Raw genomic sequence first — 13422 nt, 5'->3', positions numbered from 1 at the left:
CAGGGAGAGGGGGGAAGCGGGGCCGAGGTGTGAGGCCGCCGGACGGAGTCCGGCGCAGCGGGGCGAAGCCTGCGGAGCAGTGCGAGCACCGCGTCGAGAAAGGCGGCGAGCGCCGCGTCGAGAAAGGGGTGCGGGCTAGTTGTTCACGCCCGTGTTGCCGAAGGCGCCGTTCAGCAGGCCGATCACGTTGACCGAGTTGCCCACCACGTTCGCCGGGATGTGGACGGGGAGCTGGAGCTGGTTCCCCGCGGCCACGCCGGGCGAGTTCAGGGCCTCGCCCTCCGCCGACGCACCGCCGTGCGCCGACGAGACACCCGCGCCGGCGGCGAGGAGGCCGCCCGCGATCATGGTGACGGCAGCGGCCTTCTTGAAGTTCTTCACGTTCTCGTCCTCCAGTACGTCTGCCGCGGCCAGCCGCCGCGGCACGTCATGAAGAACGCTCATCCGACGAACGGGATGCGCCATGTGGGCTACGTACACCCGTCCGTATGAATCACCGCGCGCATGCGTTACTGCGCGATGCCGTGCCTGACCGCCCACAACGCCGCCTGCGTGCGGTCGGCGAGGTCCAGCTTCATCAGGATGTTCGAGACGTGCGTCTTCACCGTCTTCTCCGACAGGACGAGCGCGCGGGCGATCTCCCGGTTCGAGCGCCCGTCCGCTATGTGGTGCAGCACCTCGCGCTCGCGGTCCGTCAGGTTGCCGCCGCGGCCGGAGGACGGGCCGGGGCCCTCCTCGGCGAGCAGGGCCCCGGCGACCTCCGGCTGGAGGAGGACGTGGCCCGCGTGCACCGAGCGGATGGCGGCGGCGAGGGCGTCGGGGTCTATGTCCTTGTACACGTAGCCGGCCGCGCCCGCGCGCAGGGCGGGGACCACCGTGCGCTGCTCGGTGAAGCTGGTGACGATCAGCACCCGTGCCGGGTTCGCCAGCCCGCGCAGTCTGCGGAGGGCTTCGATGCCGTCGGTGCCCGGCATCTTGATGTCCATCAGGATGACGTCGGGGCGGAGCTCCTCGGCCCGGTCGATGCCCTCCTCGCCGTCGGCGGCCTCGCCGACCACCTCGATGTCGTCCTGGACCTCCAGGAAGGTGCGCAGGCCCCGGCGGACCACCTGGTGGTCGTCGACGAGCAGGACCCTCACGCGGGCGCTACGGCCCGGTGTGTCAGCCACCGGGTACCTCCAGTTCGATCGTGGTGCCGGTGCCGGGCTCGGACCGCACGGTGAGTTCGCCTCCGACGCCCGCGGCCCGGTCCCGCATGGAGACCAGGCCGAGGTGCCGGCCCGCGCGGCGGACGGTGGGAGGGGAGAAGCCTGTTCCGTCGTCGGTCACCCGGAGCCGGGCTCCCCCGGTCTCCCGGCGGGTCAGGGTGACGTCGATCCGGTTGCCGGCGGAGTGGCGCAGGGCGTTGTGCAGGGCTTCCTGGGCGACGCGCAGGACCGCTTCCTCCTGAGCCGCGGGCAGGGCACGTACGCCGTCGCAGGTGAAGGTGACGTGCGCGGTGTGGGCCCGGTCCAGGACGCGGACCTGATTGCGCAGGGTGGCGACCAGGCCGTCCTCGTCGAGGGCGGCGGGGCGGAGCTCGGTGACGGCCGCGCGCAGTTCGTCGGCGGCCTCCGCCGCGAGGACGGCGACCTGGTGCAGCTCCTCCTTGGCGCGGGCCGGGTCGCGGTCCACGAGGGCGGCGGCGGCCTGGGCGGTCAGGCGGAGCGAGAAGAGCTTCTGGCTGACCGCGTCGTGCAGCTCGTGGGCCAGGCGGGAGCGCTCCTCCGCGATCGTCAGCTCGCGGCTGCGCTCGTAGAGGCGGGCGTTGGTGAGGGCGATCGCCGCGTGCTGGGCGAGGAGGGAGAGGAGCTCCTCGTCCTCGTCGGTGAAGCCGGGCCCGCCCTGCGGGGAGCTCCGCTTGTTCGCGAGGAAGAGCGCGCCGAGGGTCTCCTCGCCGTCCCGGATCGGCAGCCCGAGGAAATCGGACATGTCGGGGTGGGCGGCGGGCCAGCCCTCGAAGCGGGGGTCCTTGCGTACGTCGGCCAGCCGCTCGGGGCCGTCCTGGTGGAGCATCGCGGCGAGGATGCCGTGCTGGCGGGGCAGCGGGCCGATCGCCCGCCACTGCTCCTCGCTGATGCCGTCCACGACGAACTGGGCGAAGCCGCCGTGGTCGTCCGGGACGCCCAGGGCGGCGTACTCGGCGTCGAGCAGCTCGCGGGCCGAGGCGACGATCGTGCGCAGCACGTCGCGGACCTCCAGCCGGCGGCTCATGGCCAGCAGCGCGGTGCTCACGGCGGCCAGGCCGCCGCCGCGGGGGGCTCGGGGTCCGGAGTCCATGGCCTCACCGTACTCGCGGCGCCGGGGCGGGCGGATCGGGCCCGGGGCGTAGGCCCTGCCCGGGCGGCGGCCTAGGGCTCGGCCTAGGACTCGGCCCGGGCTCGGCCTAGGGCGAAGGGACCCGGCGGGGTGCGGCCGATGGCCGAGGCGGCGGGGGCGGCCGGGTTCCTAGGTTCGGGGCATCTGCAGGGCGGTTCGGAAGGCGGGGGTGCGGTCATGTCGGTGGCGCTGGTGACGGGGGCGTCGAGGGGGCTGGGCCTGGCTGTGGCCGGGGAGCTGGCGGCGCGGGGCTGGGACCTGGTGCTGAGTGCACGGGGTGCGGGCCCGGCGGCGGAGGCCGGGGAGGCCCTGCGGGCCGCGGGGGCGCGTGTCACGGTGGTGGCCGGGGACGTGGCCTCGGCGGCGCACCGGGCGGAGCTGGTGGCGGCGGCGCGGGCGCTGGGCGGGCTGGACCTGCTGGTGAACAACGCGGGCGTGCTGGGCGCGGAGCCCCTGGTGCCGCTGGCCGTGCACCCGCTGGAGGGGCTGCGCGAGGCGTTCGAGGTGAACGTGGTGGCGCCCCTGGGGCTGGTCCAGGAGACGCTGCCGCTGCTGCGGGCGGCGGACGCCGGGGCGGTGCTGAACATCAGCTCGGACGCGGCGGTGGTGGCGTACCGGACCTGGGGGGCCTACGGGGCGACGAAGGCGGCGGGGGACCTGATGTCGGCGGTCCTGGCCGTCGAGGAGCCGGGGCTGCGCGTGTGGTGGGCGGATCCGGGCTCGATGCGGACGCGGATGATGGCGGCGGCCGAGCCCGGGGAGGACATGGCGGGGCTGCCGGGCCCAGAGGAGGTGGCTCCGCTGCTGCTGAGGCTGGTGACCGAGCGGCTGCCGAGCGGCCGGTACACGGCGCGGGGGCTCAGCGGGGTGGAGCGGTAAACGGGGAGGGGGCTCGGGGGGGTACGGGAGAAGGGACTGTATATATAGGGACATTCCGCCGGGTCTTGTGGCCCGGGTTCCGGCCGGGCGGCGGGGCCGGCGCCGAGGCGGGACTCGGTGCGGCTGCTGGCCTCCCGGGGCGCCTCGGAGGTGTCGCCGCACGCCTTCCGGGAGCTGCCGGGGCCGCTGCGGGCCGGGGACGTGCTGGTGGTGAACACCTCGGCGACACTGCCGGCCGCCGTGGACGGGCGGCAGGGCGGCCAGGAGCTCGGCGAGCACTTCTCCACGCGCGGCGAGGACGGCCCCCGCTGGGCCGTGGAGCTCCGCAGCCGGGACCGGGTCGCACAGGGGTCGACCCGGCCCGGGGCCGGAGGGCCCGCCGGGGCCGTCGCGGAGCTGCCGGGCGGGTGGCGCCTCGCCCTGGAGGAGCCGCCGGCTCCGGGGGCGGACCGGCTGCGGTGGACGCGGCCCGTGCCGCCGGCGGGGCGTCCGGAGGAGGTGCCGGCGCTGCTGCGCTCGTACGGGCGGCCGATCCGGTACGCCCACACGGAGCGGGACCAGCCGCTGTCGGCGCACCAGACGGTGTTCTCGGTGCCGCGGGCCGGCGGGGCGGGTTCGGCGGAGATGCCGAGCGCGGGCCGACCCGGAGCTGGTGGCGGAGCTGGTGCGCCGGGGGGCGCATCGCCCCGCTGACCCTGCACACGGGGGTGGCCTCGCAGGAGGCGCGCGAGCCGCCCTACCCGGAGCGGTACGAGGCGCCCGCGGCCTCGGCCCGGCTGGTGAACTCGGCGAGGGCGGGTAATCGGGGTGGGGACCACGGCGGTGTGGGCGCGGGTGTCGGCCGTCGGCGGGGAGGGGTGCTGCGGGCCGCCCGGGGCCTCGCGCCTGCTGGTGCCGTACTGCTCTGGTACGCCTCAGCCGTAGCGAATCTGTACCTCTGGCACGAGTTCGGGAACGTTCATCTGCTACTCAAGGATGAGAACGGTCACTGAGCGGATTGCTGCCGCAACGGTTGGTGAGATTGATACGTGCCCGATGTGAGCCCGCACATAGGACGCACATCACTTACGAAGCTCCCTAGTGGACGCATAAAAGCGCTGTTAGCGCTGGCTCACGTACGCCGGGCCCCGAAATCCAGGCCCGTCTCAGGCCCCTGATCCACTAAGCGGGATCGTACGTCACACCTTTGCCACAGGATTTTGCCACCGCTAAGAATTGCTCCCGTCGCACAGCACCGCGGATCCCGGATCCGAAAGGCGCTTTCCTGCGGCCCCCGCTATTCGAAGAGGTTGCTACGCATGACCGAGACCAACACTCCCGGCCACAGTCGTCGTCTGACGAAGGCCCACAAGCTTTCCGTCGCCGGTGTAGCCACCCTGGGCGCCGCCGCTCTCGCCTTCTCCCTCGTCCCGGCCTCCGCCGGTGAGGCCTCGACGACCGTGGCCACGGCCCCCGTCGCCTGGTCCAAGGTCGTGGACAGCGCGCAGACGCAGGCCATGCAGCAGCACCTCACCGTCCAGCAGGTCGTCGCCGGCCAGCAGGCCAAGGTGGCGCAGGACGCGAAGGCCGCGAAGGATGCGGCCGCCAAGGCCAAGGCCGAGGCGGACGCGAAGAAGGACCGCGACCAGAAGGCGGCCGCCAGCCGTTCCGCGACCCGCACGCCGGTCTTCGCGAACAACCTGGACGGCTGGATCAAGGAAGCCCTCTTCATCATGAAGCGCGAGGGCATTCCGGGCACCTACGCCGGGATCCACAAGAACATCATGCGCGAGTCCAGCGGCAACCCGATGGCGATCAACAACTGGGACATCAACGCCCAGAACGGCATCCCCAGCAAGGGTCTGCTCCAGGTCATCGCCCCGACCTTCAAGACGTACCACGTCAAGGGCACCAAGTTCGACCTGTACGACCCGGTGGCCAACATCGTCGCGGCCTGCAACTACGCGGCCGACCGCTACGGCTCCATGGACAACGTCAACAGCGCCTACTAGGCCTCTGGCGTCCTCCCACGCCCCCCATGCGCCTCAGGGCGGCCCCGGTGTTCCGGAGCCGCCCTGAGGCGTTTCGTGTGGACCCGCGTGCGGTACGCGGCTCCGGTGCCTACTTGCCCGCGCGCATGACCTCGGGCTCGTGGCGGCGCAGCAGGCGCTGCACGGCGAAGCCGCAGGCGACGCCGAGGAGCAGCAGGACCGTGATGTTCAGGCTCCACTGGCCGACCGTGGCGTCCCAGAGCGGGTCGGTGTTGGTCGGGTTCTCCGCGTCCCACGGCGGCATGAGCACGCCGAGGTTCAGCGTGGTGCCGGCGGCGGCGATGGCCCAGCGGGACGGCATCAGCCAGGCGAACTGTTCCAGGCCGGGAGAGTCGTAGACCTGGAAGAGGATGCCGGTGAAGACGACCTGGACGATCGCGAACATGACGAGCAGCGGCATGGTCTTCTCGGCGGTCTTCACCAGCGAGGAGATCACCAGGCCGAACATCATGGAGGTGAAGCCCAGCGCGATGACCGACAGGCAGATCTCCACGGCCGGCGGCATCAGCAGACCCTCGGCGGGCAGGTCGCGCGGGTAGAAGCCGATCGCGCAGATGATCACGCCCTGGATGGCCGTGATGAAGCCGAGGACGAGCACCTTCGAGGCGAGGTACGCGGACCGGGACAGGCCGGTCGCGCGCTCGCGCTCGTAGATCACGCGTTCCTTGATCAGCTCGCGGACCGAGTTCGCGGCGCCGGAGAAGCACATGCCGACCGCGAGGATCAGCATGATCGTGCCCGCGTCGCCGTTGAAGCGGGACGGGGCGACGGGCGGCCCGAGTCCGAACTTCGCGGGGATGACGACGGAGACCACGCCGAGGACCGCCGGGAGGATCAGCATCAGCCCGATGAAGCCCTTGTCGGACGCGATGACCGACATGTAGCGGCGCATCAGCGTCCAGAGCTGGGATCCCCAGCCCTGCGGCTTCGGCGGCCGGGTCTGCTGTACGGCGGGCTGCACCGACTGGGGTGCGACGGCGTCGATGTCGGCGGCGTAGAGCTGGTAGTGCTGCGAGCCCTTCCAGCGGCCGGCCCAGTCGTAGTCGCGGTAGCTCTCGAAGGCGGAGAACACATCGGCCCAGGTGGTGTAGCCGAAGAAGTTCAGCGCCTCGTCCGGCGGGCCGAAGTACGCGACCGAGCCGCCCGGGGCCATGACCAGCAGCTTGTCGCAGATGGCCAGCTCGGCGACCGAGTGCGTGACGACGAGGACCGTGCGGCCGTCGTCGGCGAGGCCGCGCAGCAGCTGCATGACATCGCGGTCCATGCCCGGGTCGAGGCCCGAGGTGGGCTCGTCCAGGAAGATCAGCGAGGGCTTGGTCAGCAGCTCCAGGGCCACGGACACGCGCTTGCGCTGGCCGCCCGAGAGCGAGGTGATCTTCTTGTCCTTGTGGATGTCGAGCTTGAGCTCGCGCAGCACCTCGTTGATGCGGGCGGCGCGCTCGGACTCGGCGGTGTCGCCCGGGAAGCGGAGCTTGGCCGCGTACTTGAGGGCGGTGCTGACCTTCAGTTCCTTGTGCAGGATGTCGTCCTGCGGGACCAGGCCGATGCGCTGGCGGAGCTCCGCGAACTGCTTGTACAGGTTGCGGTTGTCGTAGAGGACGTCGCCCTGGTTGGCCGGGCGGTAACCGGTCAGCGCCTTGAGCAGCGTCGACTTGCCGGAGCCGGAGGGGCCGATGACGCCGATCAGCGACTTCTCGGGGACGCCGAAGGTGACGTCCTTGAGGATCTGCTTGCCGCCGTCGACCGTGACCGTGAGGTGGCGGGCCGAGAAGGAGACGTCACCGGTGTCGACGAACTCCTCGAGGCGGTCCCCGACGATCCTGAACGTCGAGTGGCCGACGCCGACGATGTCGTTCGGGCCCAGCAGCGCGGTGCCCGACTTCGCCAGCGGCTGGCCGTTGACATAGGTGCCGTTGTGGCTGCCGAGGTCGCGGATCTCGAAGCGGCCGCCCGGCATCGAGCGGAACTCCGCGTGGTTGCGGGAGACCTGGAGGTCGGAGACCACCAGCTCGTTCTCCAGCGCACGGCCGATGCGCATGACGTGGCCCAGCGCGAGCTGGTGGAACGTCGTCGGGCTGCGGTGGTCGCCGTAGCCCGGGGTTCCGCCACCGCCCGGCTGCTGCTGCTGCGGGAAGGACTGCCCCTGCTGCCCCTGCTGAGGCTGCTGGGCCTGCTGCTGCGGGAACGGCGGGGCCTGCTGGGCCTGCTGCTCCCAGGGCTGCTGCGGTGCCTGCTGCGGTGCCTGCTGCCGGGCCTGCGGCTGCTGCGCGTACGCCTGGGCGGGCGACTGCTGCGCCACGGCCGGCTGCGGCGCCTGGGCGGCGGCCGCACCCGCGACGGGATTCAGCCTCGGCCCGTCGGTGGCGTTGCCGAGGTGCACCGGCGTGCCGGGGACGAGCTCGGCCTGCTGGACCCTCGCCCCGCGCACGTACGTGCCGTTGGTGCTGCCGTGGTCCTCGATTCCCCAACCTCGCCCGTTCCAGGCGATGGTGGCGTGCCGCCACGACACCCGGGCGTCATCGATCACCACGTCTCCCTGGGGATCGCGCCCCAGCGAGTACGACCTGGACGGATCGAGCGTCCAGGTCCTTCCATTCAATTCCAGTACGAGTTCCGGCACTCCAGCCCCACTTAAGTCCCCCGAGAATCCCCCATGACGTCAGGGAGTCTAGGGATGGCGAACATCCGGGGGAACTATTTCAGGCGCACGGCCACAAGAGGAATCCGGGCCGTGTCGCAGGGGCCGGAGGGACCCTCCGAGGGGGCCGAAAGGTGCACGGAAGGTGCGTTTCGGGACGCCCCGGCATCGCTTCGTCCCGTCGGGTGGGCTCGCACCCCGCGTCGGCCGGCCCTCGGCCCGCGTTCCCCGCGCGGCCTCCGGCCGTCCGTCGGCACGCCGTCGCCGGGATCTCCACGCGCCCGCTCCAGGGCCCGCCCATGGCCACCGCACGACCTCCACATGTCCGGCGTGCGGCTCCCGCACGTCCGTACGGAACGAATCGGTTCCGCCAGGTGGGACGGGGCTCCGCGCGCGCAGGCCGGGGAGATACGGTGAAGGCACCATGAGCGCTTCGCAGACCTCCGACGTCCCCACCCTCCTCGTCAAGATCTTCGGCAAGGACCGTCCCGGGATCACCGCCGGGCTGTTCGACACCCTCGCCGCCTACTCCGTCGACGTCGTCGACATCGAGCAGGTCGTCACCCGGGGCCGCATCGTCCTGTGCGCCCTCGTCACCCACCCGACCGCCGGCACCGAGGGCGAGCTGCGGGCCACCGTCCACAGCTGGGCCGAGTCCCTCAAACTGCAGGCCGAGATCCTCTCCGGCACCGGTGACAACCGGCCGCGCGGAAGTGGCCGTTCGCACGTCACCGTGCTCGGGCATCCGCTCACCGCCGAGTCCACGGCCGCCATCGCCGCACGGATCACCGCGACCGGCGGCAACATCGACCGCATCTTCCGGCTCGCGAAGTATCCGGTGACGGCCGTGGAGTTCGCCGTCTCCGGCACCGCGACCGAGCCGCTGCGCACCGCACTGGCCACCGCCGCCGCGCAGATCGGCGTCGACGTGGCCGTGGTCTCGGCCGGGCTGCACCGGCGGGCCCAGCGCCTCGTCGTCATGGACGTGGACTCGACCCTGATCCAGGACGAGGTCATCGAGCTCTTCGCCGCGCACGCCGGCTGCGAGGCCGAGGTCGCCGAGGTGACCGAGCGGGCCATGCGCGGGGAGCTGGACTTCGAGCAGTCGCTGCACGCCCGGGTCGCACTGCTGGCCGGGCTGGACGAATCCGTGGTGGACAAGGTCCGCTCCGAGGTGCGCCTCACCCCGGGCGCCCGGACGCTGATCCGCACCCTCAAGCGCCTCGGGTACCAGGTGGGCGTGGTCTCCGGCGGGTTCACGCAGGTGACGGACGATCTCCGGGAGCGGCTCGGGCTGGACTTCGCCTCCGCCAACACCCTGGAGATCATCGACGGGAAGCTGACGGGCAGGGTCACGGGCGAGATCGTGGACCGGGCCGGCAAGGCCCGGCTGCTGCGCCGCTTCGCCGCGGAGGCCGGCGTACCGCTGGCCCAGACGGTGGCCATCGGCGACGGGGCCAACGACCTGGACATGCTGAACGCGGCGGGGCTGGGCGTGGCCTTCTGCGCCAAGCCGGTGGTCCGCCAGGCCGCGCACACCGCGGTGAACGTGCCCTTCCTCGACGCCGTGCTCTACCTGCTCGGGATCACCCGCGAAGAGGTCGAGGCCGCCGACCTGGCGTGACCCCGGATCTCCGGTTCCCTACGACGCAGCGGGCCCCGGCACTGTAGAAGTGCCGGGGCCCGCTGCCGTCGGGGTCGTCGGGGCGTGCGCGTCAGCTGTGCGGGGTCCAGAAGTCCAGCAGGGTGCCCACGCCGTGTTCCACGGACTTCCAGGAGCCGGTGAAGGAGACGACGGCGATCCCGGAGGTCGGGAAGCCGCTGCGGTTCATCCGGGCCAGTACGTCGCCCTGCGCACTCCCGGCGAGGGCGTCGGCCAGCGCGTGCATGCCCGGGTTGTGGCCGATGACCAGGAGGTTCTTCACGTCGTCGGAGGTCTCGTTGACGAGGGCGATGAGCTCGCCCAGCGAGGCCTCGTAGAGCCGTTCCTCGTACGTGGTCTTCGGCCGGTGCGGCAGCTCCTGGACGGCCAGCTTCCAGGTCTCCCTGGTCCGGGCCGCGCTGGAGCAGAGGGCCAGGTCGAAGGGGATGCCGGTCTGGGCCAGTTTCTGGCCCGCGGCCGGGGCGTCGTGACGGCCGCGCTCCGCGAGGGGGCGGTCGTGGTCCGTGCCGTCCGACCATTCGGCCTTGGCGTGCCGGAGGAGGACGATCCTGCGGGGTGTGTCGGCGCTCATGACTCCCAGCTTCGCATGAATCGAGCCACGGGGCGCAGGGTGTTGGGGCGCTCACCCGCAGGTGTGGGGCGTGTCCCGGCGCACGGGCGCGCGGGCGGGCTCGCGGTGGCTGGCGGCCCGTCAGCCGACGGCGTTCAGCAGCCGTTCGGTGACGTGGACGAGCGTGGAGCCTTCGCCGGAGGCGGCGTGGGCCTGGCCGGATCCCGCGAGGAGTATGAGCAGGAGGCCGAAGGCGAGGGCGGGCAGGGCGAGCGCCCACCAGGGCAGCCGGGCGTCGGCCCCGGTGGCGCGGGGGGCGGACGGGTGGCGGGGGGCCAGGTGCGTGGGGGCCGACATGGCCGCCTCCGTGGGGTGCGTCGGACGGGCTCGCTCTTGCTCTTCGAATCTAAGGATTCGAGCAGGCGGTTCCCATCCGGGACGCACCCCAGATGACCCTGAGCCTGACCCCCTAGGGGTTGGGGGGTTAACCCCACCCCTTACGGGGAGGCGAGGGTGGCGAGGACGGCGATGATCACGGTCACCAGCAGCATCGCGCCCAGCACGAGGCCGAGCTTGCGGTGGCCGTTCTGGGGGTTCGGTTCAAGTACGGGCGACATGCCGATCAGTCTCGCATGCCGCATTCGTCCTCGATCGTGCGGTCCCGGCCCGCCAGCACGCCGAGCGCGATCTGCGGGACGAGCAGACCGGCCATCAGGGCGAGGGGCAGGTCCCAGCCGCCGGTGTGCTGGTAGAGGGTGCCGATGAGGAGCGGTCCGGGGATGGAGATGAGGTAGCCGGTGCTCTGGGCGAAGGCGGACAGCTTGACGACGCCGGCCGGGGACTTGGCCCGCAGTCCGATCATGGTGATGACGAGCGGGAAGGCGCAGTTGGAGACGCCGAGCAGGAGGGCCCAGGCCCATGCTCCGGCCGCGGGGGCGAAGGAGAGCCCGAGGTAGCCGAAGAGGCCGAAGAGGCCGAGCACGACGGCGATGGGTCCCTGGTTGCGCATCCGGCCGGCGAGGCCCGGGATGACGAAGGCGAGCGGGACGCCCATGACCATGGTGACGGCGAGCAGGATGCCCGCCGTGGAGGCGGAGACGCCGGCGTCGCGGAAGATCTGCGGGAGCCAGCCCATGGTGATGTACGCGCCCGTGGCCTGGAGTCCGAAGTAGCAGGCGAGGGCCCACGCGGTGCGGCTGCGCACCACGCTCGGCCCGGTGTCGGGGCGGGCGGCCGGTGCGCCGGCGGCCGCGGCCTTCTCCTTGCGGGCCGCCGCGGCGATGGCCAGCCAGGGCAGGACGGCGGCCACGGCGAGGAAGGCCCAGATCAGCAGGCCGCTGCGCCAGCTGCCGCCGAGGGCCTGGGTCATCGGGACGGTCGCGGCCGCGGCGAGCGAGGTGCCGGCGGCCAGGGCCATGGAGTAGAGCCCCGTCATGGTGCCGACCCGGTCGGGGAACCAGCGCTTGACGATCACCGGCAGGAGCACGTTGGTCAGGGCTATGCCCGCCAGGGTCAGGGCGCTGGCCGCGAGGAATCCGGCGGCGTCGCTCGCGAAGGGCCGGATCAGCAGGCCCGCGGCCACGGCGGCCATGCCGGCGCAGACGACGGCGGCCGGGCCGAAGCGGCGGGAGAGCCGGGGCGCGGTGACGCCGAAGACGGCGAAGCAGAGGGCGGGCACGGAGGTGATGAGTCCGGCGACGGTGCCGCTCATGCCGAGGCCCTCGCGGGTCTCCTCGAACAGGGCGCCGAGGCTGGTGATGGCGGGCCGCAGGTTGAGGGCGGCCAGCACGATGCCGACGAGGAGCACGGGTCCGAGCCACCCCGGCTGCGGGGCGGCGGCGGGGGTGGGAAGGGGCTGCCGGGATGCCGTGCGCGCGACCTGGGGCCGGTTCAGGGTCTGGATTTCTTCGTCGGACATTCCGACATCATAGAATCATGGGATGATTGGTTGTCCACCCCAGCGTCGTATCGTGCCCGTCACTGCACATCCGAGAGGAACCCCGACCGCATGCCGCTGACCTCGCCCCGGCGATCCGCGCTCGTCGACCAGGTGATCGCCCAGCTCAGGAACCAGATCACCACCGGCGAATGGCCCGTGGGATCCCGCATCCCCACCGAGCCGGAGCTCGTGGAGCTGATGGGCGTCGCCCGCAACACCGTGCGGGAGGCCGTCCGGGCCCTCGCGCACAACGGCCTCCTGGACATCCGCCAGGGCTCGGGGACGTACGTCATCGCCACCAGCGAGCTGGCCGGGGTCATGCACCGCCGCTTCGCCGGCGCCGATCCCCGGCACATCGCGGAGCTGCGCTCGACGCTGGAGTCCTCGGCGGCCCGTCTCGCGGCGGAGCGGCGGACGGCGCGGGACCTCGTACAGCTGGACGCGCTGCTGGCGCGGCGCGAGGAGGCGTGGGCGGGCGGGGACGCGGAGCCGTTCATCGCGGCGGACGTGGCCCTGCACATGGCGGTGGTGGCGGCCTCGCACAACGAGGTGCTGATCGAGCTGTACGCGGACCTCGGTGATCTGGTGGCCGACTGGCTGCGCACCGACGTGGGCACGGAGCTCGATGCCGCCTCGCACCTGGACCACGAGCGGCTGATCGAGGCGATCCGGCGCGGGGACGGGGACGCGGCGGCCTCGGAGGCGGCGGGCTATCCGTTCGTCTGCCTGGCCAAGGAGGGGCGGTCCGCGGGGGTCACTGCCGCTGGTGGCTGACCCAGGCGGAGCGGACTTCCTTCCAGCAGCGGCCGGAGAGCTCCACCCGGCCCGCCGGGCCGACGGGCACGGCGGCGCCGTCACCGTCCACGTCCCACCAGCGGTCGCACTCCACGTGCAGGCGGACCAGGTCGGTCTGGGGGTAGCCGTTGTGGCAGAACGCGACCACCTGCGAGCCGTTGATCTCGGTGTCGCAGTCGGCCCCGAAGAGCTCGCGGGCGGCGGGCTTCGGGGGCTGTACGGGCGGTTCCGCGGGGATCTGGGCCAGGTCGACCACGGCCGGGGCGTGGACGTCCGTGCCGGGCGCCGGGGCGGGCACCTCGTCCTGCGCGACGGCTCCCGGGAGCAGGAATCCGGTCAGGACCACCGAGGTGACCAGCAGGGATACCGCTCGGCTACGCCTCGCGCGCACTCCCGTACCTCCTCCCCGCAGGAGCCGGGAAGATCCCGACGGGCCCAGTTTGCAGTGAAATGTCCCGATTCTCGACTCGGGAAGATCCGGCCCGGGGGCGGACATCTGATCGAGCAACCCCGTACGGTCCCCTCCCCGCACGCCGAAACGGCGGCGGCCGCGCCTCCCGGAAGGGAAGG

Annotated in this window: 14 protein-coding genes; 5 read left to right on the top strand and 9 right to left on the bottom strand. The window is 72.4% G+C overall.

Annotation, left to right across the window (positions count from 1 at the left end):
* Positions 1 to 135: 135 nt before the first annotated feature.
* The 3 genes from ACFWNV_RS36395 to ACFWNV_RS36385 all read right to left on the bottom strand — a co-directional run bounded on the left by ACFWNV_RS36395 (position 136) and on the right by ACFWNV_RS36385 (position 2319).
* Entirely contained in the window at positions 136 to 381 is a 246-nt protein-coding gene (locus ACFWNV_RS36395) for a chaplin (protein ID WP_383955525.1), read from the bottom strand.
* Between the two features lie 128 nt (positions 382 to 509).
* On the bottom strand, positions 510 to 1169 hold the full coding sequence (locus ACFWNV_RS36390) for a response regulator (RefSeq protein ID WP_383955519.1): 660 nt from the start codon (positions 1167 to 1169) through the stop codon (positions 510 to 512).
* Positions 1162 to 2319, bottom strand: coding sequence for a GAF domain-containing sensor histidine kinase (locus ACFWNV_RS36385; RefSeq protein ID WP_383955517.1), 1158 nt, complete (start codon positions 2317 to 2319; stop codon positions 1162 to 1164). Before ACFWNV_RS36385 ends, ACFWNV_RS36390 begins: the two co-directional genes overlap by 8 nt.
* 216 nt (positions 2320 to 2535) lie before the next feature.
* On the opposite strand from ACFWNV_RS36385, the gene ACFWNV_RS36380 reads away from it, so the two are divergent.
* The 3 genes from ACFWNV_RS36380 (at position 2536) to ACFWNV_RS36370 (ending at position 5228) form a co-directional block, all read left to right on the top strand.
* Positions 2536 to 3237, top strand: a complete 702-nt coding sequence (locus tag ACFWNV_RS36380; RefSeq protein ID WP_383955522.1) for an SDR family NAD(P)-dependent oxidoreductase — start codon at positions 2536 to 2538, stop codon at positions 3235 to 3237.
* 117 nt (positions 3238 to 3354) lie between these two features.
* The gene (locus tag ACFWNV_RS36375) at positions 3355 to 3930 is read left to right on the top strand and encodes an S-adenosylmethionine:tRNA ribosyltransferase-isomerase (RefSeq protein WP_383955514.1); all 576 of its coding nucleotides are present in this window, start codon (positions 3355 to 3357) and stop codon (positions 3928 to 3930) included.
* Between the two features lie 605 nt (positions 3931 to 4535).
* Positions 4536 to 5228 (top strand): transglycosylase SLT domain-containing protein, encoded by a 693-nt coding sequence (locus ACFWNV_RS36370; RefSeq protein ID WP_383955511.1) that lies wholly within the window; start codon positions 4536 to 4538, stop codon positions 5226 to 5228.
* A 109-nt stretch (positions 5229 to 5337) separates the two neighbouring features.
* Here ACFWNV_RS36370 and ACFWNV_RS36365 read toward each other — a convergent pair whose 3' ends face one another.
* Entirely contained in the window at positions 5338 to 7887 is a 2550-nt protein-coding gene (locus ACFWNV_RS36365; RefSeq protein ID WP_383955508.1) for an FHA domain-containing protein, read from the bottom strand.
* Positions 7888 to 8329: 442 nt separating this feature from the next.
* On the opposite strand from ACFWNV_RS36365, the gene serB reads away from it, so the two are divergent.
* Complete coding sequence (gene serB / locus ACFWNV_RS36360) at positions 8330 to 9529, top strand: phosphoserine phosphatase SerB (RefSeq protein WP_383955505.1); 1200 nt, start codon at positions 8330 to 8332, stop codon at positions 9527 to 9529.
* 91 nt (positions 9530 to 9620) lie between these two features.
* Here serB and ACFWNV_RS36355 read toward each other — a convergent pair whose 3' ends face one another.
* From ACFWNV_RS36355 to ACFWNV_RS36340, 4 genes are all read right to left on the bottom strand, one after another.
* Entirely contained in the window at positions 9621 to 10139 is a 519-nt protein-coding gene (locus tag ACFWNV_RS36355; RefSeq protein ID WP_383955502.1) for a SixA phosphatase family protein, read from the bottom strand.
* A gap of 120 nt (positions 10140 to 10259) precedes the next feature.
* Positions 10260 to 10475 (bottom strand): hypothetical protein, encoded by a 216-nt coding sequence (locus tag ACFWNV_RS36350; RefSeq protein WP_383955499.1) that lies wholly within the window; start codon positions 10473 to 10475, stop codon positions 10260 to 10262.
* Between the two features lie 140 nt (positions 10476 to 10615).
* The gene (locus ACFWNV_RS36345; RefSeq protein ID WP_266958903.1) at positions 10616 to 10735 is read right to left on the bottom strand and encodes an SGM_5486 family transporter-associated protein; all 120 of its coding nucleotides are present in this window, start codon (positions 10733 to 10735) and stop codon (positions 10616 to 10618) included.
* Between the two features lie 5 nt (positions 10736 to 10740).
* A complete protein-coding gene (locus ACFWNV_RS36340) occupies positions 10741 to 12036 on the bottom strand; it encodes a CynX/NimT family MFS transporter (protein ID WP_383955496.1) in 1296 nt (431 codons plus the stop codon).
* 90 nt (positions 12037 to 12126) lie between these two features.
* On the opposite strand from ACFWNV_RS36340, the gene ACFWNV_RS36335 reads away from it, so the two are divergent.
* The gene (locus tag ACFWNV_RS36335; protein WP_383955493.1) at positions 12127 to 12831 is read left to right on the top strand and encodes a FadR/GntR family transcriptional regulator; all 705 of its coding nucleotides are present in this window, start codon (positions 12127 to 12129) and stop codon (positions 12829 to 12831) included.
* On the opposite strand, the gene ACFWNV_RS36330 is transcribed toward ACFWNV_RS36335, so the two are convergent.
* Entirely contained in the window at positions 12812 to 13243 is a 432-nt protein-coding gene (locus tag ACFWNV_RS36330; protein WP_383955489.1) for a hypothetical protein, read from the bottom strand. The genes ACFWNV_RS36335 and ACFWNV_RS36330 overlap by 20 nt on opposite strands.
* Between the last annotated feature and the right edge of the window lie 179 nt (positions 13244 to 13422).

This window comes from Streptomyces sp. NPDC058401 (assembly GCF_042722885.1).
GTDB lineage: Bacteria > Actinomycetota > Actinomycetes > Streptomycetales > Streptomycetaceae > Streptomyces.
The sequence above is the reverse complement of the archived record's forward strand: the minus strand, read 5'-3'. Positions and strand labels throughout refer to the sequence as shown.